The sequence below is a fragment of the Mucilaginibacter sp. P1_A3 genome, from assembly GCF_056406855.1.
In genome coordinates this window covers 47,598-71,338 of the sequence record NZ_JBFTZJ010000005.1, presented here as the reverse complement: position 1 = coordinate 71,338, position 23,741 = coordinate 47,598, and the positions used below count along the sequence as shown (strand labels likewise).

Below are 23,741 nucleotides of genomic sequence, written 5' to 3'. Positions count from 1 at the left end.
GTAAATTCTTATCCAACCAGCTGATTAAATAACTTTATCAAAGTTGCTTCGGCATCGGTACATAAACCGGGGTGAACCTTTGATGATTGTACCACCGTGCTGCGTGTGGCGGTAAGCCAGCGAAAACGGGACGCTATATCCAATTTGGCAATAGGGCCGGCCTTGGCATCGCCATTGGCTATTCTTTCAAACGAATTGATATTATCTTTAAGGCAGTCGATATCCAAACCGGGCGCCAAAGCGCTGATTCTTGCTTCATCAACCTTTAAGATGGTTTTTAAAAACTTTTGTTTGGGGCAATACAAAATCACTCCAATGTTTATGAACTCTTCGCGCTCTACCCTGGGTACAACGCGTATTACGGCGTACTCAAATAATTGATCGGGCATGTTTGGCTTCATTTACAAATATTGCTGACGATGCAATACGGGTTAGTAAAAATTGGGTATAAACTTCCCTGCGTTCGGTTGGTGTACCATTTTCAGATTCATCTGTCAACCAATCATCAGGAATTAAATTAACAATATCGCGGATATGTTCTGGCGTTAAAATGGAGCGGAATGCTGTATCAACCTCATCCAATTCGGATGCCTGTGGCAATAGCACGTGGTCCTTAACCTGTACAAAAGGTCTTTTGGCAGATTCTTCCCAGTTATGCCACGAGTGATGGAAATACAAAGCGGCGCCATGATCAATAAGCCACAGTTCCTTATGCCACATAAGCATATTGGCATTGCGGGGCGTGCGGTCTACATTGGTTAATAAACAATCAAGCCACACTATTTTTGAAGCTAATGTTGCATCTAATGTATTAACCACCGGGTCGTAAGTTATAGCGCCTGATAAATAATGTAAGGCAAGATTAAGGCCAACACTAAATTTCAACAGGTCCTGAATCTCCTCATCCGCTTCCGACCGGCCGAAGGCTTCATCAAGGTTTGCAAATACCAGCTCGGGCACTTTTAAACCCAGGAGGCGCGCAATTTCGCCTCCAATAAGTTCGGCAATTAGGGCTTTAACACCCTGGCCGGCACCTCGAAATTTAAGCACATATAAAAACTCATCGTCACCCTCGGCAATGGCTGGCAGCGAACCGCCTTCCCGTAACGGGGTTACATAGCGTATCACTTTAATGGTTCTGAGTTGTGGTTCAGCGTAATTCATAGACGAGGCGAAAATTAGGGCAAATTTTTGAGAAATCAGTAAGCCGATTTTTTATTTCCCGCATCCCAAAGATAAATCCTATTTTGGACGCAGATAACAATATGCAGGCATATATTTTAGGTATCGACATTGGCACAGGCAGCACCAAGGCTGTTGCGGTTGCTTTAACCGGGGAGGTATTGGGTGTTACCCAACAGCATTACCCTATTAATAGTCCTCAACCCGGTTACAGCGAACAGGATCCAGTATTGATATGGGATGCCTTTGTAAAATGCCTGCAGGAGATAACTATTAAGGTAGGCTTTGCACCGGAAGCGATTAGCTTTAGCAGCGCTATGCATAGCATTATCCCGGTTAATGAGGCCGGGATACCTTTGGCGCCAATGATAACCTGGGCAGATGCACGAAGCGAGGAGATAGCGGAGCGTTTAAGGGATTCGGCAAAAGGAGAGGAGATTTACCGGATAACGGGTACTCCAATACATGCTATGTCGCCGCTGTGTAAACTGATGTGGATGCGCGATAATAAGCAGGATCTGTTTGCTCAAACCCATAAATTTATTTCTATTAAAGAGTTTATCTGGTTTTACCTGTTCAATAGTTTCCAGGTAGATTATTCCATTGCCTCTGCAACAGGGTTGTTTGATATTTTAAAGTTGGAGTGGAGCGGGGAGGCCTGTGCCTTGGCGGGTTTATCTCCTGAGAAGTTATCGAAGCCCGAAAATACTACCTACTATCGGAGCAATTTGGATGCCGGCAAAGCAAGCCTGCTCAACATCCCCCAAAAAACAAATTTTATTATTGGTGCAAGCGATGGGGCCTGCGCAAATCTGGGGAGCCATACTACCGGGCCAGGTATAGCGGCTTTAACTATTGGTACCAGCGGAGCTGTCAGGATTACCAGCCCCAAACCGGTTTATAATTACGAGGGTATGACCTTTAATTACCTGCTTAACCAGGATACTTATGTATGTGGTGGAGCGGTGAATAACGGGGGGATTGCCATTAACTGGCTATTGAGTAACTTTCTTCAAAAAACTGAAATTACGGCCGATGATTACCGTGATTTGTTTAACGCTATTGAAACCACACCGGCTGGTAGTGATGGTTTGCTGTTTTTGCCCTATTTATATGGCGAAAGAGCGCCCCTTTGGGATACCAGGAGCAGCGGCGCATTCCTGAATGTTAAGCCAATGCACACACGTGCGCACTTTTTAAGGGCCTCACTTGAGGGCGTTTGTTTTGCTTTATATGATGTGCTTAAAATAGTTGAAGATGCCTCGGTTAATATTACCCAGGTTAATATTAGTGGTGGCTTTGTAAGCTCCGGCACATGGACACAGATCCTGGCCGATATCACCGGGAAAAAGCTGGTAGTACTACAACCCGAGGATGCATCGGCAGTTGGGGCCGTTTACCTTGCCATGCAAGTGCTGCATCCTGATAGTTACACCAGGTTAACCCACATTGACAACCAAACGATTATAGAGCCGAATGAAGGAAACCATAAGATGTACAGCAAACATTTTGTGCTGTTTAAAAAGCTTTACACGGATTTAAAAGAGTCAATGCACCTCATGAAAAATATGGATGTTTGATAAATGCTAATGCATGTAAGTTGCATTATTGGGGATGCAAAATAAAATTTAAATTATTGAAAATTCTGTTTTATCTAAAGCCAAGGGCGCGGGTAAAGCGGTAGCAACAATAAACTATAACCGGCGCGGCCAGTATATCCATAGTATAATGAATATGCTGCACCAGTAATAGCATCATCACAATTAGCATGGCTGCAAGAGCAATGCGCTTATCGTTTTTCCGTTCCAGATGGAGATATATCAAAACCAGGGACGCGGTATGGCCCGAGAAGAAAAGATCTTTAGTGATAGCAGCGTGACCGTAAAAATACCCCGTAAGCGGATCAACCAACGGGATTAACCCTATCGGGGGATCGAGTTTTACGAAACTTAATGTTAGAAACCGGGCTATACAAACAAATATAAGTGTCCAAAGATAGGTCATGCCGATGGCGGGTTTATATAAGGCCCTTACCATCATAAGTATACCCATACCCCATATAATGGCGAAAATGGGGACAGACACGTCGACAGCTGGTAAATGAGCCAGGACCCAATCATTTAATACAACACCATTCCTTTGTTCAATACTCCTGAAAAAAGAAGGCATAATATTAATTATAGCTACAATAAGCATCGTGCCTATAATAAGCTTAACGCGTTTTAAACTCGTGTCGAATGCGTTTTGCCAGTTAAGTTTTATTCTATATAAAGCTATCAGTGTCACAGTTCAATCATAGTAATAGTTTGCAAAAGTAATTATTGACGCTTATATTAAAAATATGTTACATCAATGTTAATGTATTTAATTAAGATAATAAAATTTAAAAGCAATTATGTTGCATTTGTTTATATTTGCGGCATGCATCTTCATAAAACATCTTCCAGGTTGGATGGTATTGGCATAACGGCTTCAACAATATGCGCCATTCATTGTGCGGTAGTGCCTCTGTTGCTTACCAATTTACCATTAATTGGTCTTGGGTTTTTAGCAACACCATGGGTAGAGTGGGGGATGATTGTTTTAGCGCTGATGATAGGTGGATATTCAATAGGGTTATCTTACCTGCGCAGCCATCGCAAGGCGCTGCCTTTAATTTTATTGCTTGCAGGCTTTGTGATAATAATGCTGGGGCATGCTATCTTAAACAATATAGCCGAAGCGATTATTGTGCCTTTGGGTGGGTTAACAATAGCCCTGGCGCATTATGTAAATAATAGATATGTTGGCGTTTGCAGGCATACGCCGCTGCGCTATAAGTAGGTTGGGGATCTAAAATCCCAGCTCGCCACGTTCTATAACCGCCGAATCGCAAATATAAGTTGGTACAATCCCTGTTGCTATTATCCTGTTTTCGGCATCAAGCGGCTGGGTGTTGCCCGATAGTACCAAAACAGTATCGAGCCCAAATTTATTGGCGCCTAAAATATCAGTTTGCAGGGTATCGCCAACCATCACTATATCTTTTTTACTGATGGGGCCTTGCTCGCGCAGCAGATCATAAGCAAACATGAACATTTGCGAATCGGGCTTGCCAAAACGGATAAACTCTTTCCCAACAATTGCTTCAATCATGCTGGCCAAACCACCAACCGCTATGGATACATCATGCTTGGTTCGCGGATAGGCGCGGTCTGTATTGGCAACAATTGCTGGTATAGTTCTTTTGCGCAAAATATTTACGGCCTTATTCAAATCATCAAACCAGTCAAAACCCTCATCGTCTAAAAATACAAGGGCGTTTACCTTATCAATATTATCCTCGTTTATAAGGCTTACGGGTAGCGTGTGCAAGCCAGAGCTATCAATATAATGTGCCGAATCGGGAGTGCCCAAATAGGCTACAATGCCGTCGTTCACTTTCAGGTCAAGATAATCCTTAGTAAGCATGCCCGATGATATGATTCTGTTGGGAGTTACGGCAAGCAGGCCTTTTGTATTATATGATTCTGCCAGTTGCGCAGGGCTCCTGGAAGCATCATTGGTAACGATGTAATATTCTTTATTTTGTTGTTCCAGGTAATCAAAGGTTCGCTCTATACCCGGCAGCAGGCCCTTATAGGTTTTTAATACGCCAAATGCATCAAAAAAAATAACCTTATACCTGTCAATAATGGATTTAAAGTTTTCTATTTTTTTCATGCTTGAGTTTAATGTAGTTATTAGGGTGCAATATGCTTAAATATTAAAGTATTGCCTATTTTAATTTAAGTGCTTCAATAATTTTTTCCGCGTCAAAATCCCTGTCGACTGATGGAAGGTAGATATTAAAGGCCTCTGATTGTAATTTCTGCGCATACTGTTCGCTAAAAAAGTGCTTGCCATCCTTGATCACATAGTTTAAAATAAAAAACCGGTAAGCCTCCTTCATAAACCTGATCTCATCTGCAGTAAGGGGATTTATCTTGTGATATTCTTTTAAAAACAGGATGAACCTGTCTTCCATCATCGTATTGATCACATAGCTGAACACCGTACGATCGCCAACATCAGATACCACGCGGCTGAAGAAATAAAAATCAAGCACCCGGTAACTCATCCTGAACCAATCATAATCCCAACGGGAATAAAGTTCCAGGCTTGGGGTTACCGAAAAGTTGCCAATATTCCAGTCGATAAATACCGGGATGATCTCGAATGAGCTCATGTTGTATTTCGAGCGGTTCTTCATAAAGGTTTCGCAATGGTATTTCAAGAAATCAGCTTGCATGGCAGTGCCAAACTGTTGCTCGTTAGTCTCCAGCTGATTCATCAAGGCTGAAATATCAGTACGCAGGGTCTTTGATGATTTAGGTAATACATTTTTTACCCTTGAGCAAGCCTTATGAAACTTGCCCACTTGCTGGCCCAGCTTTTTAATCTGATTGTCATCAAGCCTGCGCGGGAGCCTGTTAAGGATCCTTGTTGGGTTGTAAAACACCACCCAGGCATCTGTTTTGCCGTGCTTATAATGGTAAATATATACTCTGTTGTTTTTTAACAGGGAACGGGCCAGTAAATTTTCAAACGGGTAGAGCAGGTTGTTGGCTAAAGTTTGAATGATACGATGATCTTCTTTAAAGTTTTCAAACTTACCAAAATAAGATAGTTTAGCTATGATGATATCATCATCATCAAAAGTGATGCGGTATACATGATTAGTAGATACCATTGCGCTGATATCTTCAATGAGCTTGATGGTTTTTGAGGCATCATAGCCTTCCCATGCTTTTTTAACAATGATGGAATAATCCATTTTTTAACGTTGGTTTATAATTGGAATTTTGCGGGGGCAAATGTGCGCAATAATAATCAAATTGTTGTTTGTCTGAACCGCGATTAAGCGGATTTTTCGGATTAAGGGATTTTACTTGCTTATTTAATCCTTAGATTTTTAATCCGGGTTGAATTTTTTATTTAATAATCGTTTAAATGTCAGTGATTTACTGCCAAAGTTAATCAGGAGGCCAATTTCCATATTATAAGCTTCAAGATAGTTTAATCCCTGTGCCAGATGGACGGGTTCTAACTCAATGATTGCTTTAAGTTCCACCATAATCAGCCCTTGAACAAAGAAATCAACCCGCCGTTCCCCAATTTGTTCATCTCTGTAATAAATTGGCATCGCTTTTTCACGTTCAAAAACCAGTCTGTTAAAAGCCATTTCTAACTCAAGGGCTTTTTGATATTTTTTTTCCTGGAATCCGTTACCAAGCGTAGCATGAACTTTCATGGCACATCCTATAATTTTTCGGGTAATTTCATCATGTTTCAGTTGATCCATAGTTGCTATGTTTTTTACCTGATTTTTCTGTCTGAATCGGGATTAAGCATATTTATGAGTTTTTAAATACAACATGCTGATCAAAATCCAAAAAACCGATAAATCTGCTTAATCCCGGTTCCAACTATATGATTTCAAAATACCTCTTCAACTCCCAGTCAGTAACATGTTTAGCATATTGGCGGTGTTCCCATAGCCGGGTTTGGGTAAAGTGCTCCACAAAGCCTTCACCAAAAAGCTCTTTGGCTATCTGCGAGTTTTTCATATCTGTAGCAGCCTCATACAGGTTTTGGGCAAGCACACCATTGCTTTTATCCTGGTAGCCATTGCCTACAGTAGGTTGTATGTTTAAAGGCAATTTGTTTTTTATGCCGTATAAGCCAGAAGCAAGCGCGGCTGCAATAGCCAGGTAAGGGTTGGTATCTGAACCTGGTATTCGGGTTTCCAGCCGGGTGTAGCCGGGTGTGGTGTTTATAACACGGAGTGCTGTGGTGCGGTTATCTACTCCCCAGGTAATGGTTGTTGGCGCCCAGGCACCCTCAACCAGGCGCTTGTAACTGTTTACGGTTGGCGCATACATAGGCAACAGGTGCGGCATGCAGTACAGCTGGCCGGCAAGATAGTGCTTATGCAAATCGCTCATTTTATTCGGGTCATCGGCATTGTAGAAAAGGTTGTCGGCCTTATCCTTACTCCATAGGCTTTGGTGGATATGGCCGCTGCAGCCAGGTAAATTCTCATTCCATTTAGCCATGAACGATGCCATAATACCGTGTTTATAGGCAATTTCCTTAACGGCGGTTTTAAAAAGCACCGCTTTATCGGCAGCGGCTAAAACTTCATCGTGGGCAATGGCCGCTTCGTAAACACCCGGACCTGTTTCGGTGTGCAAGCCTTCAATTGGGATATTAAATTGGGTAAGCAGGTTAAACAGGTCATAGTAAAAATCACTGTTTTGTGAGGTGCGCAGTATAGAGTAACCAAACATTCCCGGCGTAAGGGTATTGATGTTGGTGAAATCCTTATCGTTGATTGATTGTGGCGTTTCCCTGAAGTTGAACCACTCAAATTCCTGTGCAAATTCGGCATGGTAACCCAGGTCTTCACACTCTTTTACTATCTTTTTTAATAAACTACGGGGGCATGCCGGTAATGCGGTGCCATTTGGGTCGCTGTAATCGGCTAAAAAGAAAGGTATATTATCCTGCCATGGTATGTTACGAAGGGTATTTAAATCGATACGGCAAAGTTTATCCGGATAGCCGGTATGCCAGCCGGTAAGCTTTACGTTATCATAACAAACATCATTGCTATCCCATCCAAAAACTACATCGCAAAAACCATAGCCACTTTGCAGGCCTTCGAGAAATTTTTTGGGGTGGATCACCTTACCGCGTAAAACGCCATCAATATCGGCAAAGGCAAACTTTATTTTTTGGATGTTATTTTCTTCTAAATATGTTTTGATCTGTTCTGGATTCATGGTATAAAATATACGGCCGGTTTCAATTTAGCAAGATAGCCATTATGATGTAAACATAAAAAAACTGCTCCGGATGTTATATCCATTCATACGAATTAGGCCTTACCTTTGTTTGAGGTAGGTTTTATTTATGGCAACAATTAACCAGTATTTATTTGTTTACGGAACGCTGCTCATGAGCGGAAATGAGTTTGCCGATTATTTGCAAGCGCATTGTAAACTACTTGGGCAAGGCAAATTTAAAGGCAGGCTTTATAATGCCGGTGAATATCCGGGTGCTATTGCCGATGCAAGCACAGACCAGTATGTTTACGGCAGGATATATTTAATTGACAATCCTCAAAAGGTGTTGGAAGTAATTGACAGATATGAGGGTATTGGCGCAAACGAGCCGCATCCGCATGAATATACAAGGGAGTTGATTAAGGTTATAAAGGATGATGAAGTAATTACCTGCTGGGCTTACTTATATAACTGGCCGGTGAACAGGCTTAAACAAATTGCCGGTGGTAACTACGTACAATACATCAAGACCAAAACCAAATAAATGGGTTCAAAAAAAATCCCCTGATTCTTTTAAGATCAGAGGATTTTAGAAAATTATATATGTGGGGGATTAAACTTTAGCTGATTTTACAGTTTTGATAATCACAGCAGCAACTTTGTAAGGATCGGCAGCCGAGTTAGGACGACGATCTTCAAGGTAACCACTCCAGTTATGATCCACTGTATACAATGGGATACGGATAGAAGCACCACGATCAGAAACACCATAACTGAAATCATTGATAGATGCAGTTTCGTGTTTACCTGTTAAACGTAATTCATTATGAGCACCATATACGGCAACACACTCAGCAACCGCAGGGCGGAAAGCTTCGCAGATAGCTGTAAAAGTTTCTTTGCTGTTTGCAGTACGTAAAGTAGTGTTTGAGAAGTTAGCGTGCATACCAGAACCATTCCAATCCAATTCACCTAACGGTTTGCAATGCCAGTTGATAGAAACGCCATAGCTTTCGCCAATTCTTTCTAATAAATAACGTGCTACCCAGATTTGGTCACCAGCTTCTTTTGCACCTTTAGCAAATATCTGGAATTCCCACTGACCTGCAGCTACCTCAGCATTTATGCCTTCAACATTTAAGCCAGCATCTAAACATACGTCTAAGTGCTCTTCAACAATTTCACGACCATATGCGTTGTTTGCGCCTACTGAGCAATAGTAAGGACCTTGTGGACCTGGGTAACCACCAGCCGGGAAACCAAGAGGTTTGTTTGTTTTAGGATCCCATAAAAAGTATTCCTGTTCAAAACCAAACCAAAAATCGTTATCATCATCCATGATGTGTGCACGTCCATTTGATTCATGAGGCTCACCTTTTGAATCCAAAACTTCGCACATAACAAGGTATGCGTCTTTTCTTTGAGGATCAGGACATATAAAAACAGGCTTTAATACACAATCAGACGAACCACCTGGTGCCTGTTCGGTTGAAGAACCATCAAAGCTCCATAGCGGACAATCTTCTAATTTACCGCTGAAATCTTTTTCAATCTTTGTTTTGCTACGCAGGCTTTGTGTTGGTTTGTACCCATCAAGCCAAATGTACTCGAGTTTAGTTGCCATTTTTAATTAATTTGTAAAGTTGGGGTTCTATTGATAGTTTTTGTATTAATCTCGCCAATTAATAAGGCGAATTTAAATTATTTTTACAAAAATCACTACGATTTAATGATTTTTTTATAATTTTTTTCAACAAACACTATTAATTAACTACAAATACATAATAATTAACCCGATAAATGGCTTTTTTAGCAATTTTATATTTTTGTATTTCTTAAATCGTGGTTTTTTACGAAAAGTGTAAAGTATTAGCCATTTAAGCCAAAAAGGGCTGTTTATGCGGATAGAACTATTCTTTTTTTAGTTAATTAATCCTTTTCACTTAGCTTTTGAGATACGTTTTTTAGATTTTTATCCAACTCTTCGGCCGAATACAATAAATACTTGCGTGTTTTAAGCAATTCTTCTTTTGTTTCACTATCCTTCATCAAATCAAGCAGGCCTAAGATATTTGACAGGTGGTTACGTACCTCATGGGAGTTTATAGAAGCCAGTTCCTGTTTTTTTGCTGCAAATAGCAATTGCTCGTAATCTCTTTTCTGTCGGCTGTTGCGGTAAAAAATAGCAACAATTATAACTGCTAAAACTGCCAGTGCAATAGCAAATAGCATCCATAAACGCTCCCGCTCATATTTGAGTAGGTTTACATAATAGAGGCTTTGCACTTCATTGATTTTTATCTGGGAAGATTTATCACCTACCTGCAATAGGTTGTTGATGTTTTGTTTTAATTCTCCCAATGCCAGTTTAAAGTTGTAGGCGGCAAGCTTTTCGTCGTTTTTAAGCTCGGCTATTTGGCCAAGTACTTCATATAGGTGGTATTTTATTTCGGGATGGTTTTTTTGAGATGGTTTGGCCAATTGCTTTTCGGTCATGTATTGGGCCGAATCTATTTGTCCGTTACTATAATAGGCATCTGCAAGCATTTGCTCCTCCAGGTCGCTTTTTACATAAAGGCTATCTTTTAATAATGTATTAATTTTCTTTATGGCGCCTTTATAGTTGTGTTTTAATAAATCAAGATAGTAGCTGGTACGTTTTTGATAGGTATGTAATTTGTACGTTCGGTTTTTGGGGCCAAATAGTTTTTCATGACAAAGCCTTAAAGAATCGTAATTTTTGGTCCTGAAATAGTTCTCGGCTTTATTATAGGTTATCAGACTCAAAGCATTGAGGCGATTGATCTTGTTTTCGTCAATAATGCGTTGCGCCTGGTTAAGGTAGGATAGCGATTGGCCGTAAAGACCACTCTTATAATATATATCAGATATATTGACATCTAACAATGCCTCTAAATAAGGATCATTTAATTTTTTTACTTCATTCTTTGCCAGCCCATAGCTTGATACTGCTCCAATGGAATTTCCTTCGTCGGTTTGTAAAAAGGCGAGATGGGTAAAATAATCAAAAAGAAGCAGGTGGTCGCTGCTTTTGTGCGCCTCATCTATGGCTTTTATTAAGGCGTTTTGTGATTCCTGGAGGTTTTCAAGCCGTCGCTGATATATACTTTCCATAAAGTATGATATTGATTCCCTATGCTCGAAATTATATTTCGTAAAAGTATCGGTGATGGCTTTCTTTTTAGCATCAAGTTGATCCAGCGGTGAATTTTGAAAAAAAGTTTTAATGTACATGATTACTTTTCTTTCCCGTTTCTCCTGATCTTTCAGTAAAATATAATCAGCCAGGCTGTCTTTTTTAACAGAGGGCTGGGCAAAAGTCGCTTTAAATGAGCACAGTAATAAGATTATTATAGCAAGACTAATTTTTTTCAAAGTGGAAGCAATTTAGGATAAAAATACACTCGCCGGTGATAAAACCAAACATATAATAAAAATTAACGGGTTAGTTATCAAATATTTACAATAATATGCAACAATATTTAATTTGTGTTTGTAACACCAAGTATAGCGCAATTAAGTTTGAGAGAAAAATATTAATTAAGCTTTTTACTGGTATCTGCCTCAAAATCAGCGTAAATGAATTAATTCGATTAACTATAATTTAATATTGCTTATCGATTGGTTAAAACTATCCCCGTGGTTATCTTTTTTTTCGTAATATTTGATTGAGGCATTTATTATAATTACTATTGTACTAAATACTATCCGTTTTTTTAAAATTATGAAAAAATTTACATTTCTATTGATGGCAGTTATCGCCACAGGCTACTTTTCCTGCAAAAAAGACAATGCAGCTCCTGCTCCTTCAAAAACTACAATTAAGAAGGAATTATCTCTTAAGAGAGATACAATTACTGAAAGGTTAACTGTCAGGAAAGACACAATTACTGAGTAGTAGCAAAACAAAGCGGATAAAATTATGGGGAAACTAACTATCAAATTTCTCCAGTAGTTTTAAAAGTGTTTCAAAATCCTTGGGATAGGGGGCATGAATAGTGACCTCTGTCTCAGGATTAATTTTAAATGTTACCTCGTAAGCGTGCAGTGCAAAGCGTTTCATAATTGGTAACTCCTCCTGATCCTTGCCTAAACGGTATTTTCTTTTTATTTTGGATAAAAAAACAGGCTCGCCTTTGTACATTTCGTCCCCGGCTATTGAAGCCCTTTGAGTTGCCAGGTGTATCCTTATCTGGTGCATGCGGCCGGTTACCGGGCGGCATTCTACTAATGTATAGTGTTTAAAATATTTTAATGACTGAAACCAGGTTTCAGCACGTTTACCTTCCTGGCGGCTAATGGTTACATTTCCTTTGCCCACATTTAATATAGGCAGATCTATCAGTAAATTATCAAAAGTATGAGTGCCATCAATAATAGCATGGTATACTTTTTTTACCTGCCGTTTTTCAAACTGCATGCTCACCATCCGGTAAGCTTCGGGGTTTTTAGCGATGATCAAAGCGCCGGAAGTCTCCTTATCTAAACGGTGACAAATCTGGGCATCTTCCCAATAGCCTTTTGCCAACCTCAGTAAATTTACCTCGCCTCCTTCGCGTTCATCAAGCGAACTTAAAAAAGGTGGCTTGTTAACTACAATCACATCATCATTCTCAAACAGTATCAGATCGGCAAACTTCGGAAATTTCATATTTTATATATAGCCGGCAAAAGTACGGTTTATAATTTAAACAGTTATCACAGTATCAGCTTATTGAATCATCATTTGTTAATTCACTGTAAAACAAAGTTTAATTATAACGGTTATTATTAAATAACAAATTAATATTTACCTTTTATCTATAAAAACATCATGAGTACCAACGCAACCAAACCTGAAGAAAAGGGATTTTTTGAAAAGGTTAAAGAAACTATAGAAAGTCTTTGGGATGGCACCAAAGACACAGCAGAGGATGTAAAAGAAGCAGCCGAGGAGAAACTGGAAGATTTGAAAGAGAAAGTAATCTCAAAAAAAGCGACGGCCAGCAAAAAGGTTTCAGATGAAAAAGCATCAATAACAGCAAAAGTTACCGCAACTGCTGATAAGGCTAAGGTGGCGGCTACCGACTTGAAAACTAAAGCTGCCGAAAAAGCTAAGGCAATTGTTCAGGAAGCTAAAACTGAAACTGCAATAGCTAAAAAAGCAGCAGCTGATGTTAAAGCGAAAGCAGAAACCAAAGCAAAAGCTATTACTGCCAAAGCAGAAGCCGACATTAAAGGCGCTAAAAAAGCAGTGGCAGCCAAAGCCGCAACCGCCGTTAAGAAAAAGACCAGTACAACTAAATAAGCTTTGTTAATTATATATAAGGAAAAGCGTTGGATGAATGTTCGACGCTTTTTTTATTGGTAAGTAATTCTTTTGCTTACTTAGTTTTTGATGTGTTCTTAGCATTTAACAGGTGCAGGCAGAAGATTTTTTCAACTTTTTTATTTTAAATGTAAGGTTTACATTTATTTTTTTACTTTTGAAACGTAAAGGGTACAAACCAATTACCCGTGGCCAATAAAACCTGTACAAAAATACAATGGACAATAACAGTTTTGATCTGAAAGAGCATCCGCATAGCCGTTTAAATATTTTAACCGGTGACTGGATTTTAGTATCGCCTCATCGTACCAAACGCCCATGGCAGGGTAAGGTGGAGGCAACCCAAGCCGATGAAAGACCTCAGTATGATGCGCAATGTTACCTTTGCCCCACAAACAAACGGGCTGACGGTAGTGAAAATCCCGATTACAAAGGAAGCTTTGTTTTTACAAACGACTATTCGTCATTATTGCTGAACACACCGGATGGTGGTTTAAATGATGATGAGTTATTAGTGGCTAATAGCCAAAAGGGAATTTGCAGGGTTATCAGTTTTTCGCCCAGGCATGATCTTACTTTGCCGCAGATGGAAACAGCCGCGATCAGGAAGGTTGTTGATGTTTGGCAATCTGAATTTGAGGATCTTTCATCATACCCATGGATAAAACACATCCAGATATTTGAAAACAAAGGTGATATTATGGGCTGTAGCAATCCGCACCCACACGGCCAGATCTGGGCTCAAAATAGTATCCCTGTAGAGGTAGCCAAAGAAACCCAGCAGCAGAAAAATCATTTCGAACAAAAAGGCCGCAGCCTGCTTGGCGATTATATTGCATTAGAACTAAAACGCCAGGAACGCATTATTTTCGAAAATGAACACTTTGTGGTATTGGTTCCTTTTTGGGCGGTTTGGCCTTATGAAGCCATGATAGTAAGCAAAAGGCACATTACCAGTATTGTTTATTTTACGGATGATGAAAAAACAGCCCTTGCTGATGCTATTAAAAGACTAACGGTTAGGTATGATAATATGTTTGAAACATCATTTCCGTACTCTGCCGGGATGCATCAATCGCCGGTAAATATGGGCGAACACCCTTACTGGCATTGGCACATGCATTTTTATCCGCCTTTGTTACGATCAGCAACGGTAAAAAAATTCATGGTTGGTTACGAAATGCTGGCTAATCCTCAACGTGATATCACAGCTGAGTATGCCGCCGAGAGATTAAGGAATTTGAGTGAAGTGCATTATAAGGTTAAAGGATAAGCAAAAAATACTAATTTTAAACCAACCATAAAAAACCTACTTATGAATCATTTATTTAAAAATCTATCATTAATAATGTTGCCGGCCTGTTTATCTTTGGCCGCCTGTAATCAAACTTCAACCCAAAAGAAAACAAACGACATGACGGATAGTACCAAAACCACCGCTGCAGCATTTGAAAAAACAATCGATGGAAAACAAACCCACTTATATACCCTTAAAAACAAAAATGGGATAACTGCCACTTTCACCAATTATGGTGGTCGTATAGTTAGTTTATTAGTGCCCGATAAAACCGGTAAGCTTACTGATGTTGTTTTGGGATTTGAGAGTGTGGATGGTTTTGTAAATTCAACCGAGCCTTATTATGGTGCAACCATTGGCCGTTATGGTAACCGTATTGCCAAAGGTCATTTTAAATTGGATGGTAAGGATTATCAATCATCTATCAACAATCCGCCAAATACCCTGCATGGCGGTAAAAATGGTTACCAGAGTGTAGTTTGGGATGCCAAACAGATTGATTCATCAACACTGGAACTTAGTTACTTGTCTAAAGATATGGAAGAAGGTTTTCCGGGCAACTTAACTGTAAAAGTTATATACAGCTTAACTGATAATAATGAGTTTAAATGTGTTTATGAAGCGCATACAGATAAAAATACTGTAGTTAACCTAACTAATCACGCGTTTTTTAACCTAAATGGCGAAGGCAGCGGTACCATATTAAACCACCTGGTACAGGTTAATGCTGATAACTATATTCCTGTTGATGCGGGTTTGATCCCTACCGGGAAAATTGAAAGTGTAAAAGGCACCCCGTTTGATTTCACCAGCCCCGAAACTATTGGCAAAAGGATAAATGATAATAACGAGCAGTTGAAAAATGGCAAAGGTTATGATCATAACTATGTACTGAACAAACACGATATTACAACCCCGATAGCTACAGTAATTGGCGATAAAAGCGGTATAAAAATGGAAGTATATACCGAGGAGCCAGGTTTACAGTTTTACAGCGGTAACTTTATGCAGGCCAAAAATGCCATGAAACGCGGTTTAAAAGATGAGTTCCGTACCTCATTTGCTATGGAAACCCAGCATTATCCAGATTCGCCAAACCAACCTCAATTTCCATCAACCGAATTGAAGACTGGCGAAACTTACAAAACACAATCACTATACAAGTTTTCGGTAGTTAAATAAGCTGATAGCTTTTTAGATCTTAAAAAAGGTTCTGCCGTTGGGTGGAACCTTTTTTGTTTTACTGTTTGTTAAAATAGTAGAGACGCATATTTGCGTCTCCAACTGTACAGAGGAGATAGGGGAGCTGTTGAATTTGCAAGCAGGAAACGCAATTGTGCACTTCTCCCGGCAGCATTAATGTAACCTAAATATTAACCCTAAAACAAGTTAAAATCATTTCGCAACGCAGCCTATAAATTATTATTTTAAAAGTGTACCTTTGCGCCATTATTTTCTTGAAAACAAAGCACTTAATTTTTACGCTTTCTGCTTCAACGACAATAAAATTAAATTAATAGCATGAAAAAAATTGTCGACTACAGGAAACTTTTGGGCGTAAACGAAGCTGCCGAATTACAGGAATTAAAAACCAACTACCGCAACATGATGAAAACCTGGCATCCGGATAAATTCCAGGATGAAAGCAGGATTGAGGCTGAGGAGAAAAGTAAAACCATCATTGAAGCATATCACTTTTTGGTAAGTATTGCTCCCGAAACCCGCGGTCAATCGTTAAACGAATACACGCTTACAACTTCTTCATCAAATATTGCTGATTTTGAATATAAATCGCAGGTGTTAAAAATTACTTTTTTAGATGGCAATGCCTATGAATACTTTGATGTACCAAAGGCAGTTTATATAAAGCTGATTAATGCCGATTCGCCTGGAAGGTTTGCCCGGAGGCATATCTATAACGAGTACGTTTACAGAAGCGTAAATAAACTGGTGGCTACAGCGTAGTTACCGGTTATTTAATCGTTCATAATCTTCAATAGTATCGATATCAATAGCTCCCAGGGCAAAAGGTACCGATACTACATCATCAGGATATGAATTGATCAGTTTTTTTGCTCCTTCATTCCCTGTTAAACTTTTAAGGTGAGGGAAATATTTTTCATCAAATAAAGCAGGCACACCAAAAGTGCTTTTGTATTCGCATGCTACAATACCACTATCGTTTTCTGTTTTTCGTTCGGTTAGCTGGTAAATAAGTAAGGGGTCTACAAATGGCTGGTCGCATAACATTAACAAAACTGATGTTGTTAAGGGTTCAAGTCTTTGCAGTTCTGATATCCCTAATCTGATAGATGAGGCCATACCTTCCTGCCATTGGGGGTTGTAAACGATATTCACCTGTTGGTCAGATATATGGGGTCTTATCTCCTCCTCATTGGCTCCCAGTACTACCAGTACCGCTTCACAGCTGGCAGAAGTGATTGCAGTTTGGATAGCTCGCTGCAGTAAAGTTTTCCCCTGGTAGATAAGGTTCTGTTTAGGCGATCCAAAGCGGCTTGAAGAGCCCGCAGCGAGTATAATTATCCCGGTCATTGGCTTAATTGGTTATCGGTTATATCATAGGCTGCCGTATAATTTGTTCCGGTTCGCGGTTATGGATATTGGTTTTGTAACGTAACGATGTACCTGCTCTTTTCTTTAAAACTGCCTGCATTTCGGCAATGATGGATAGCGCAATTTCATCAGCATTTTCTGATCCAATATCTAAACCTGCCGGTCCAAATACGCTTTCTAATTGTTCTGAAGTAATTTTTACGCCTTCATCGGCAAACTCATCCAGCATTCTTTGCAAGCGTTTTTTTGGTCCCAGTATCCCTATGTAAGAGATGCTGAGCGATAGCAGCTGCTTTAATACGCACTGATCGTAATTATAGTTGTGTGTCATCAGCATAATTACAGTACGTTCATCAATAATAATCTGTGGCAACACGTTTTCTGGTTTTGATATGATAATCTTTTCCGCAAGCGGAAACCTTTCAGGAATGGCGTAGTTTGACCGGCCATCAACCATATATATCAGCCAGCCCAATGTAGCCGCTATTTGCACTAATGGTATAGCATCATTACCTGCGCCAAATATGACTAATGAAACCGCAGGTTGCATCAATTCAATAAAGCAGGTGAATTTATCGCCATATAAATAAGTTTTGGTTACCGAGTTGCCGTTTACCAGTACATTTTTTGCATCTGTAAGTAATGCATCTTTAATCTCATCGTCAGGAAACTCTCCAATTATCCGTTCATCCTTACTAAGCAATAAACAGGTGCCCGGTTGTGCTGCCTGTTTGTTGTTCATGGTAAAAAGCGTAACAAGCACAACAGGCTCGCGCTTGCTCAAAAACAACTTAAAAAGGTTGATCGGGTTATCCTGTTTTTTGGCAAAAATAGGCTCAATCAAAATATGGATGATGCCATTACAGCCCAGGCCCACACCCAATTTAGCATCATCATCGTCGGTAGTATCATAAGTAACCAGCATAGGCTTGTTTTGAGCCATTACCAAGCGGGCTTTGCGCAGGGCATCGCCTTCAAGGCAACCACCACTTATGGCTCCGGTAAGCTGCCCATCCTCAGTGATCAGCATGCGGGCGCCTGCCCGGCGGTATGAGGAGCCTTCCACGTGTACAACCGTGGCCAACGCTGTTTGCAAGCCAATTTTATCTGCCTTATCAAAGGCGTTCACGATGTCTTTTAATTCTTTCACGTAGTAAATTCGATAATATTCTTGAATAGACTAATATTCTCAATTCTAAGCTATAAAAAGTACATTTAAACCACAATGGTCAAATTTGTAATTTTTATTTTTACAGTAACGATCATTAAACTTAAAAACCTCAAATTTGTTAATTAAATTGTATACATCGTAAATTTTATAACTTGCTGATAGATAATCACGGCCGAAAGATCAATTACCTCCGCCTTGCGGTGACGGACAGGTGCAACTTGCGCTGTTTTTATTGTATGCCCGAGGATGGCCTTAACTGGCTGTCGCGTAAGGAACTGATGAGTTACGAGGAAATGCTGCAAAGCTGTGCCCTGTTGGTAAAAATGGGTATTCAAAAAATTCGCATTACCGGTGGCGAGCCCTTTGTACGTAAAGATATCATGACTTTGCTCAGTTCTATTTCACAACTGGATGGTTTACAGGATCTCAGTATTACTACAAATGGAGTATTAACGGCACCATACGTACCCGAACTAAAAAAAATAGGTGTACGCTCTGTAAACCTAAGTTTGGATACACTGGATGCCAATCGCTTTTTTACCATTACCCGCCGCGATGAGTTTGCCAATGTAATGGCAGCTTTGGATGCATTGCTGCAACATGATATGGAGGTGAAAATAAATGCTGTGGTAATGGATGGTAAAAACACACAGGATATTATTCCGTTGGTTGAAATGACTAAAGATTTGCCCGTAAGTGTAAGATTTATAGAAGAGATGCCCTTTAATGGCGACGGACACGTGTACACTGGTTTACAGTGGGACTATGTACGGATCCTGGATGAGATCAAAAGCAAATATCCCCAGATCCAAAAACTAACAGATCCGGCTTATTCCACATCATATAATTATCAAATACCGGGTCATAAAGGTACAATTGGAATTATTGCAGCTTATTCGCGTACGTTTTGCGGCACCTGCAACCGAATCCGGATTACCCCACAAGGCGAATTGAAAACCTGTTTATATGATGATGGGGGTTTGAATATTAAGGATTTGATGCGGGCTGGTACCAGCGATGATGACTTGCAAACTGTTTTGCTAAACGCATTTGGAAACCGCGCTAAAGATGGCTGGGAGGCCGAAAAACTGCGCGTAATACACCCGGGGCTCCATGAATCAATGGCCTCTATTGGCGGATAGTAAGCTGAAAGCTGATGCAATGACGGTTTTTATATTTATACACTTCGAAGATTAAGGAAAACGCTTTAGGCTTTCTGCCTTTAGCTTTTAACTAAAACTATGACAACTGTTGAACAAGCCGAAAAACTAATACTTGCCCAAATAAAGAATTATGGCGAAGAAACCATACCCTTTGAATTGGCATTAGGTAAAGTACTGGCCGAGCCTATAAAGGCAGATCGTGATCTGCCTCCTTTTAACCGGGTAACTATGGATGGCATAGCCATAAATTACCAAGCCATTCAAGAGGGTATCAGAACGTTCCGTATCAAGGCAACCCAGGCCGCGGGCGATGAACCAATAGAAATTACTGAGTTAAACGAGTGCATCGAGATCATGACCGGGGCGGTATTGCCTGTATCGGTCAATACAATTATCCGGTACGAAGATGTAGAGATCAGGGCAGGATTGGCCAGTATTCACGTACAGGAGATTAAACAAGGCCAAAATATTCATGTACGGGGCGCTGATAAAAAGCAGGGTGAAGTACTGGCAGCATCGGGCCAATTGGTTTCGCCGGCAATCATCAGCCTGGCTGCATCCGTTGGTAAAACCCATTTACTGGTGAAAAAAATGCCTAAAGTGGTTATTATTTCATCGGGCGATGAACTGGTTGATGTACATGAAACGCCATCACCATATCAGATCCGCAAATCCAATAGCTATACTGTAAAAGCAGTTTTGCAGCAACAGGGGCTCCAACCAGATATTTTGCATATTCCGGATGATCCCGAAATTACGAAGGCACAGATACAGCAATGCCTGCTAAATTATGATGTGCTGCTGCTAAGCGGTGGCATTTCGATGGGGAAATTTGATTACATCCCACAGGCACTGGAGGATCTGCATGTAGAAAAAACTTTTCATAAAGTAGCGCAACGCCCCGGTAAGCCGTTTTGGTTTGGTACATACCAGGGCAAAGTACTGGTCTTTGCATTTCCAGGCAACCCGGTGGCCACATTCATGTGTTTGCATCGTTATTTTTTAACATGGTTAAGAGCAACTTTAGGCTTGCCGCAACAACCGCATGTTTATGCTGTAATAGATAAAGATTTTCGGTTTCAGCCGGCTTTGCAGTATTATTTGCAGGTAAAATTGAACAGTAATATTCAAGGGCAGTTAATAGCTTCGCCGGTAGAAGGAAATGGTTCAGGTGATTTTGCTAACTTAGCAGATACCGAAGCATTTTTAGAATTACCTATGGAAAGGGAAGATTTTAAAAGGGGAGAGGTGTTTAGGATATGGAGATTTGTCTGAACCGGAATTTCAGGAATTTATAGAATTTCCTGAAATATTTCCGCAAACATAAATTACCATTGGCAAAGCAATTCTTAAATTCTAAAAATTCGTTTAATTCGAGTTCAGATAAAATTGAATATGTTAACCCATATAGATAAACAAGGCAACCCATCAATGGTTGATGTATCTGCAAAGCAGGTTACTCATCGCACGGCTACCGCGCGTAGTATTGTTGTTTTGCCGGATGAAGTGCTGCAACATTTAATTGATGGTGATCTGATCAGCAAAAAAGGCCCCGTTTTTCAAACGGCGATCATTGCAGGTATCATGGCCGCAAAAAAAACCGGCGAGCTGATACCGCTTTGCCATCCTTTGGGCATGGATAACTGCCAGGTTACTGTACAGGTAAATGAACAGCAGGAAATAGTGATAGAGTGTACCGCAAGCATTACCGCTAAAACGGGTATTGAGATGGAAGCCCTGGTTGGCGCATCAGTAGCAGCACTCACCGTATATGATATGTGCAAGGCCATGAGCCACGATATTGTGATAAAAGAAACCAAACTGATAGCAAAAACAGGAGGTAAACGTGATTTTAAACGAGCATAGCCCCGAAGGCAAACATAAAAAACACGCCAAACTGGCAAGGCCATCCACAGGGAATTTTGGCAGAAATGAATGGGCAATTGTTGGCGGCCCATGTACAGTAATAAAGTTATTGGCCGATGATATCATAACAGCGTTATCGGCAACCTATAATTGCGCTTATGCCGATACAACTCACAATGATGATGTTGTACAGATGCCGGGCAGGCTTGCAAGCAGGGCTATATTAGATTATACCAACCAGGTAAATTATCAGCAGTTCAACTTTCAAAACCCGCTGATGCCCTACCAGCTTAAGCAGCAATTTGCCAATGCCGACCTGGTATTGGTAAATGGTAACCACCAGCAGGCCAATGCGCAGGCTGTTATTATCGATATTAATAAAAAGGCATCCCTGCAAAAACGGGTTGAACAATTAACCAATGTAAAATTGTTTTTATTAGCCGATAATAGCGATGATCTGTTTGATTTTATAAAGGAGGCCATTCCAAACTGGCAGCAGATCCCCATTTACAAATTATCAGACAGGGAAAAGATAATCGCTTTTTTTGAAACCAATTTGCAACAGGCCAAACCCGTATTAAACGGATTGGTTTTGGCCGGTGGGCAAAGCCTCCGCATGGGTTTTGATAAGGGCAACGTAAATTGGCATGGTAAGCCGCAGCGCTACCACATGGCCGATATGTTAAAACCTTATTGTAACGAAGTTTTTATCTCCTGCAGGCCCGGTCAGCAAACAGAGATTGATGTCCAATATCCATCTTTAGAAGATACCTTTACCGGGCTTGGTCCTTTTGGGGCGATATTATCGGCATTTAGGGAAAGGCCGGATAGCGCCTGGCTGGTAATTGCCTGCGACCTGCCTTTAATGGATGAAGGCACTTTGCGTAACCTGGTAGCGTGGCGAAACAGTTCGTCTGTTGCAACAGCCTACCACAGCCCGGTAACTGATTTTCCCGAACCGCTTATTGCTATTTGGGAGCCGAAAAGTTATCCTGTGTTATTGTCGTTTTTAGCGCAGGGATATTCTTGTCCGCGTAAGGTACTTATCAATACAGATATCGCGCTATTGAACGCGCCCGAGCCGGAGGCATTAACCAATGTGAATACGCCGGAGGAACTGGAAAGAATAAAACGGGTTATACACCAAAAAACAGCCACAAACTAATGGATACCAACGATCTGAGATATAGTTGCCAAATAGCATTACCAGGATTCGGCGATGCTATACAAGAACTTTTACAGCAGGCAAAAGTACTGATAGTAGGTGCGGGGGGCCTTGGCTGCCCGGCAGCACAATACCTTACATCAACAGGAGTGGGTACAATAGGCATAGCCGATTTTGATGTGGTATCGGTAAGTAACCTGCATCGCCAGATTTTGTATACACCGGACGACGTGGGGAAGGAAAAAGTTATGCTTGCCTGCGAACGCCTGCAAAAGCAAAACCCGGGTGTAAAACTGGTGCCGCACAGAGAAAAGATCACCTCAGATAACGTTTTGGGAATTGTAAGCCAATATGATATTGTGGTTGATGGTACCGATAACTTCGAGACCCGGTATTTACTAAACGATGCCTGTGTTTTAAGCGGAAAGCCATTAGTTTATGGTGCTATTTACCAGTTTGAAGGCCAGGTAGCAGTATGGAATGTAACGAATAAGGATGGACAAAGATCGCCCAATTACCGTGACCTTTTCCCGCAGGTAGATGCTACCCAGATTCCTAATTGTACCGAGGGTGGGGTGATACCTACACTGGCAGGTATTATTGGCAGCATGCAGGCCAACGAAGTGATCAAATATATCACCAATACAGGTGAGCTGCTTGCCGGCAAAATATTGATCTTTGATGCGCAAAGCATGCAAAGTCGTATTATTAAAATAGGTTCGGTTACCAAAACGCATATCAGGTGCTTAGCTACTACGGTTACTTTTCCAACCATATCTGCGCAGGAACTCAAAAAGCGCATGCAGGAAAATGATACTCTTGAACTAATTGATGTACGTACAATTCAGGAACGTGACGCCTATGATATAGGAGGTACCCATATTCCTTTAGACGAGTTGGAAGAGGACATGCCCTACTTTACCAGTACCAATACTAAAGTATTATACTGCTCAACCGGCAACAGAAGCGCCGAAGCGGTAAAGCTGATCCTGAAAAGGATACCCGAGGCTGATGTGTTATCTCTGGAGGGTGGGTTGACAAGCTATAATGGGATTATTGAGTAATTGAATTAACACGAATTACACGAATTTTTTCGAATTGCACTAATCCAGCATAATTAAAAATGGATTAATCTTTTAGGTTTAGAGCTTAGAATTTAGGATTTAGAGCTTAGGATTTGAAGTT

General features: G+C 40.6%; 25 protein-coding genes. 13 read left to right on the top strand and 12 right to left on the bottom strand.

Features of this window, described 5'->3' with window-relative positions; genetic code table 11:
• Positions 1-8: 8 nt before the first annotated feature.
• Positions 9-389 (bottom strand): DUF3037 domain-containing protein, encoded by a 381-nt coding sequence (locus tag AC1D0K_RS11550; protein ID WP_477395633.1) that lies wholly within the window; start codon positions 387-389, stop codon positions 9-11.
• Positions 370-1,164 carry a HipA family kinase gene (locus AC1D0K_RS11545; protein WP_477441940.1) on the bottom strand — a complete coding sequence of 265 codons (795 nt, stop codon included), beginning with the start codon at positions 1,162-1,164 and terminating at the stop codon, positions 370-372. Before AC1D0K_RS11545 ends, AC1D0K_RS11550 begins: the two co-directional genes overlap by 20 nt.
• Positions 1,165-1,247: 83 nt before the next feature.
• On the opposite strand from AC1D0K_RS11545, the gene AC1D0K_RS11540 reads away from it, so the two are divergent.
• Entirely contained in the window at positions 1,248-2,762 is a 1,515-nt protein-coding gene (locus AC1D0K_RS11540; RefSeq protein ID WP_477395637.1) for a gluconokinase, read from the top strand.
• Between the two features lie 70 nt (positions 2,763-2,832).
• On the opposite strand, the gene AC1D0K_RS11535 is transcribed toward AC1D0K_RS11540, so the two are convergent.
• The gene (locus tag AC1D0K_RS11535) at positions 2,833-3,468 is read right to left on the bottom strand and encodes a phosphatase PAP2-related protein (RefSeq protein ID WP_295719571.1); all 636 of its coding nucleotides are present in this window, start codon (positions 3,466-3,468) and stop codon (positions 2,833-2,835) included.
• Positions 3,469-3,603: 135 nt separating this feature from the next.
• Between AC1D0K_RS11535 and AC1D0K_RS11530 the strand changes: the two genes are divergently transcribed.
• The gene (locus AC1D0K_RS11530) at positions 3,604-4,005 is read left to right on the top strand and encodes a MerC domain-containing protein (protein WP_477395640.1); all 402 of its coding nucleotides are present in this window, start codon (positions 3,604-3,606) and stop codon (positions 4,003-4,005) included.
• Between the two features lie 9 nt (positions 4,006-4,014).
• On the opposite strand, the gene AC1D0K_RS11525 is transcribed toward AC1D0K_RS11530, so the two are convergent.
• From AC1D0K_RS11525 to AC1D0K_RS11510, 4 genes are all read right to left on the bottom strand, one after another.
• The gene (locus AC1D0K_RS11525; protein WP_295719565.1) at positions 4,015-4,884 is read right to left on the bottom strand and encodes an HAD-IIA family hydrolase; all 870 of its coding nucleotides are present in this window, start codon (positions 4,882-4,884) and stop codon (positions 4,015-4,017) included.
• Between the two features lie 55 nt (positions 4,885-4,939).
• Positions 4,940-5,977, bottom strand: a complete 1,038-nt coding sequence (locus AC1D0K_RS11520) for a hypothetical protein (RefSeq protein ID WP_295719564.1) — start codon at positions 5,975-5,977, stop codon at positions 4,940-4,942.
• 138 nt (positions 5,978-6,115) lie between these two features.
• Entirely contained in the window at positions 6,116-6,505 is a 390-nt protein-coding gene (locus AC1D0K_RS11515; protein ID WP_477395643.1) for a GxxExxY protein, read from the bottom strand.
• A gap of 124 nt (positions 6,506-6,629) precedes the next feature.
• The gene (locus AC1D0K_RS11510; RefSeq protein ID WP_477395645.1) at positions 6,630-7,988 is read right to left on the bottom strand and encodes a glutamine synthetase family protein; all 1,359 of its coding nucleotides are present in this window, start codon (positions 7,986-7,988) and stop codon (positions 6,630-6,632) included.
• A gap of 130 nt (positions 7,989-8,118) precedes the next feature.
• Between AC1D0K_RS11510 and AC1D0K_RS11505 the strand changes: the two genes are divergently transcribed.
• The gene (locus AC1D0K_RS11505; RefSeq protein ID WP_477395647.1) at positions 8,119-8,535 is read left to right on the top strand and encodes a gamma-glutamylcyclotransferase family protein; all 417 of its coding nucleotides are present in this window, start codon (positions 8,119-8,121) and stop codon (positions 8,533-8,535) included.
• Positions 8,536-8,604: 69 nt separating this feature from the next.
• Here the strand turns inward: AC1D0K_RS11505 and AC1D0K_RS11500 are convergent, their stop codons facing one another.
• Both AC1D0K_RS11500 and AC1D0K_RS11495 read right to left on the bottom strand, forming a co-directional pair.
• On the bottom strand, positions 8,605-9,615 hold the full coding sequence (locus AC1D0K_RS11500) for a glutamine synthetase beta-grasp domain-containing protein (RefSeq protein WP_295719556.1): 1,011 nt from the start codon (positions 9,613-9,615) through the stop codon (positions 8,605-8,607).
• A gap of 305 nt (positions 9,616-9,920) precedes the next feature.
• Positions 9,921-11,387, bottom strand: a complete 1,467-nt coding sequence (locus tag AC1D0K_RS11495) for a hypothetical protein (RefSeq protein WP_477395650.1) — start codon at positions 11,385-11,387, stop codon at positions 9,921-9,923.
• 349 nt (positions 11,388-11,736) lie between these two features.
• On the opposite strand from AC1D0K_RS11495, the gene AC1D0K_RS11490 reads away from it, so the two are divergent.
• Positions 11,737-11,910, top strand: a complete 174-nt coding sequence (locus AC1D0K_RS11490; RefSeq protein ID WP_295719554.1) for a hypothetical protein — start codon at positions 11,737-11,739, stop codon at positions 11,908-11,910.
• Between the two features lie 33 nt (positions 11,911-11,943).
• Here AC1D0K_RS11490 and AC1D0K_RS11485 read toward each other — a convergent pair whose 3' ends face one another.
• Complete coding sequence (locus AC1D0K_RS11485) at positions 11,944-12,663, bottom strand: RluA family pseudouridine synthase (protein ID WP_295719552.1); 720 nt, start codon at positions 12,661-12,663, stop codon at positions 11,944-11,946.
• Between the two features lie 162 nt (positions 12,664-12,825).
• Here AC1D0K_RS11485 and AC1D0K_RS11480 point away from each other — a divergent pair, with 162 nt between their 5' ends.
• The 4 genes from AC1D0K_RS11480 (at position 12,826) to AC1D0K_RS11465 (ending at position 16,582) form a co-directional block, all read left to right on the top strand.
• Positions 12,826-13,299, top strand: a complete 474-nt coding sequence (locus tag AC1D0K_RS11480) for a hypothetical protein (RefSeq protein WP_295719550.1) — start codon at positions 12,826-12,828, stop codon at positions 13,297-13,299.
• Positions 13,300-13,537: 238 nt separating this feature from the next.
• The gene (locus AC1D0K_RS11475) at positions 13,538-14,593 is read left to right on the top strand and encodes a UDP-glucose--hexose-1-phosphate uridylyltransferase (protein ID WP_477395653.1); all 1,056 of its coding nucleotides are present in this window, start codon (positions 13,538-13,540) and stop codon (positions 14,591-14,593) included.
• A gap of 42 nt (positions 14,594-14,635) precedes the next feature.
• Complete coding sequence (locus AC1D0K_RS11470) at positions 14,636-15,799, top strand: aldose epimerase family protein (RefSeq protein WP_477395655.1); 1,164 nt, start codon at positions 14,636-14,638, stop codon at positions 15,797-15,799.
• Positions 15,800-16,138: 339 nt separating this feature from the next.
• The gene (locus AC1D0K_RS11465; RefSeq protein ID WP_295719540.1) at positions 16,139-16,582 is read left to right on the top strand and encodes a KTSC domain-containing protein; all 444 of its coding nucleotides are present in this window, start codon (positions 16,139-16,141) and stop codon (positions 16,580-16,582) included.
• Here AC1D0K_RS11465 and AC1D0K_RS11460 read toward each other — a convergent pair whose 3' ends face one another.
• Both AC1D0K_RS11460 and AC1D0K_RS11455 read right to left on the bottom strand, forming a co-directional pair.
• The gene (locus AC1D0K_RS11460; RefSeq protein WP_477395658.1) at positions 16,583-17,170 is read right to left on the bottom strand and encodes a nucleotidyltransferase family protein; all 588 of its coding nucleotides are present in this window, start codon (positions 17,168-17,170) and stop codon (positions 16,583-16,585) included.
• Positions 17,171-17,189: 19 nt separating this feature from the next.
• Positions 17,190-18,341 carry an XdhC family protein gene (locus AC1D0K_RS11455; RefSeq protein ID WP_477395660.1) on the bottom strand — a complete coding sequence of 384 codons (1,152 nt, stop codon included), beginning with the start codon at positions 18,339-18,341 and terminating at the stop codon, positions 17,190-17,192.
• Positions 18,342-18,514: 173 nt separating this feature from the next.
• Between AC1D0K_RS11455 and moaA the strand changes: the two genes are divergently transcribed.
• The 5 genes from moaA (at position 18,515) to AC1D0K_RS11430 (ending at position 23,620) form a co-directional block, all read left to right on the top strand.
• Positions 18,515-19,504 (top strand): GTP 3',8-cyclase MoaA, encoded by a 990-nt coding sequence (gene moaA, locus AC1D0K_RS11450; protein ID WP_477443492.1) that lies wholly within the window; start codon positions 18,515-18,517, stop codon positions 19,502-19,504.
• A gap of 99 nt (positions 19,505-19,603) precedes the next feature.
• Entirely contained in the window at positions 19,604-20,800 is a 1,197-nt protein-coding gene (locus AC1D0K_RS11445; RefSeq protein ID WP_477392707.1) for a molybdopterin molybdotransferase MoeA, read from the top strand.
• Between the two features lie 120 nt (positions 20,801-20,920).
• Positions 20,921-21,391: a cyclic pyranopterin monophosphate synthase MoaC gene (moaC, locus tag AC1D0K_RS11440; protein WP_477392705.1), complete on the top strand. Its 471-nt coding sequence runs from the start codon at positions 20,921-20,923 to the stop codon at positions 21,389-21,391.
• Positions 21,372-22,556 (top strand): NTP transferase domain-containing protein, encoded by a 1,185-nt coding sequence (locus tag AC1D0K_RS11435; protein ID WP_477392703.1) that lies wholly within the window; start codon positions 21,372-21,374, stop codon positions 22,554-22,556. The genes moaC and AC1D0K_RS11435 overlap by 20 nt, the downstream gene beginning before the upstream one ends.
• A complete protein-coding gene (locus tag AC1D0K_RS11430) occupies positions 22,556-23,620 on the top strand; it encodes a ThiF family adenylyltransferase (RefSeq protein ID WP_477392701.1) in 1,065 nt (354 codons plus the stop codon). Before AC1D0K_RS11435 ends, AC1D0K_RS11430 begins: the two co-directional genes overlap by 1 nt.
• Positions 23,621-23,741: the final 121 nt, after the last annotated feature.

Excerpts from the sequence above, each read along its gene's own strand:
- AC1D0K_RS11500 (WP_295719556.1), bottom strand. The coding sequence starts at position 9,615 with ATGGCAACTAAACTCGAGTACATTTGGCTTGATGGGTACAAACCAACA.
- AC1D0K_RS11530 (WP_477395640.1), top strand. The coding sequence starts at position 3,604 with ATGCATCTTCATAAAACATCTTCCAGGTTGGATGGTATTGGCATAACG.
- AC1D0K_RS11510 (WP_477395645.1), bottom strand. The coding sequence starts at position 7,988 with ATGAATCCAGAACAGATCAAAACATATTTAGAAGAAAATAACATCCAA.
- AC1D0K_RS11465 (WP_295719540.1), top strand. The coding sequence starts at position 16,139 with ATGAAAAAAATTGTCGACTACAGGAAACTTTTGGGCGTAAACGAAGCT.
- AC1D0K_RS11430 (WP_477392701.1), top strand. The coding sequence starts at position 22,556 with ATGGATACCAACGATCTGAGATATAGTTGCCAAATAGCATTACCAGGA.
- AC1D0K_RS11505 (WP_477395647.1), top strand. The coding sequence starts at position 8,119 with ATGGCAACAATTAACCAGTATTTATTTGTTTACGGAACGCTGCTCATG.
- AC1D0K_RS11525 (WP_295719565.1), bottom strand. The coding sequence starts at position 4,884 with ATGAAAAAAATAGAAAACTTTAAATCCATTATTGACAGGTATAAGGTT.
- AC1D0K_RS11480 (WP_295719550.1), top strand. The coding sequence starts at position 12,826 with ATGAGTACCAACGCAACCAAACCTGAAGAAAAGGGATTTTTTGAAAAG.
- AC1D0K_RS11445 (WP_477392707.1), top strand. The coding sequence starts at position 19,604 with ATGACAACTGTTGAACAAGCCGAAAAACTAATACTTGCCCAAATAAAG.
- AC1D0K_RS11460 (WP_477395658.1), bottom strand. The coding sequence starts at position 17,170 with ATGACCGGGATAATTATACTCGCTGCGGGCTCTTCAAGCCGCTTTGGA.
- AC1D0K_RS11550 (WP_477395633.1), bottom strand. The coding sequence starts at position 389 with ATGCCCGATCAATTATTTGAGTACGCCGTAATACGCGTTGTACCCAGG.
- AC1D0K_RS11545 (WP_477441940.1), bottom strand. The coding sequence starts at position 1,164 with ATGAATTACGCTGAACCACAACTCAGAACCATTAAAGTGATACGCTAT.
- AC1D0K_RS11490 (WP_295719554.1), top strand. The coding sequence starts at position 11,737 with ATGAAAAAATTTACATTTCTATTGATGGCAGTTATCGCCACAGGCTAC.
- AC1D0K_RS11520 (WP_295719564.1), bottom strand. The coding sequence starts at position 5,977 with ATGGATTATTCCATCATTGTTAAAAAAGCATGGGAAGGCTATGATGCC.
- AC1D0K_RS11515 (WP_477395643.1), bottom strand. The coding sequence starts at position 6,505 with ATGGATCAACTGAAACATGATGAAATTACCCGAAAAATTATAGGATGT.
- AC1D0K_RS11485 (WP_295719552.1), bottom strand. The coding sequence starts at position 12,663 with ATGAAATTTCCGAAGTTTGCCGATCTGATACTGTTTGAGAATGATGAT.
- moaC (WP_477392705.1), top strand. The coding sequence starts at position 20,921 with ATGTTAACCCATATAGATAAACAAGGCAACCCATCAATGGTTGATGTA.
- AC1D0K_RS11470 (WP_477395655.1), top strand. The coding sequence starts at position 14,636 with ATGAATCATTTATTTAAAAATCTATCATTAATAATGTTGCCGGCCTGT.
- AC1D0K_RS11475 (WP_477395653.1), top strand. The coding sequence starts at position 13,538 with ATGGACAATAACAGTTTTGATCTGAAAGAGCATCCGCATAGCCGTTTA.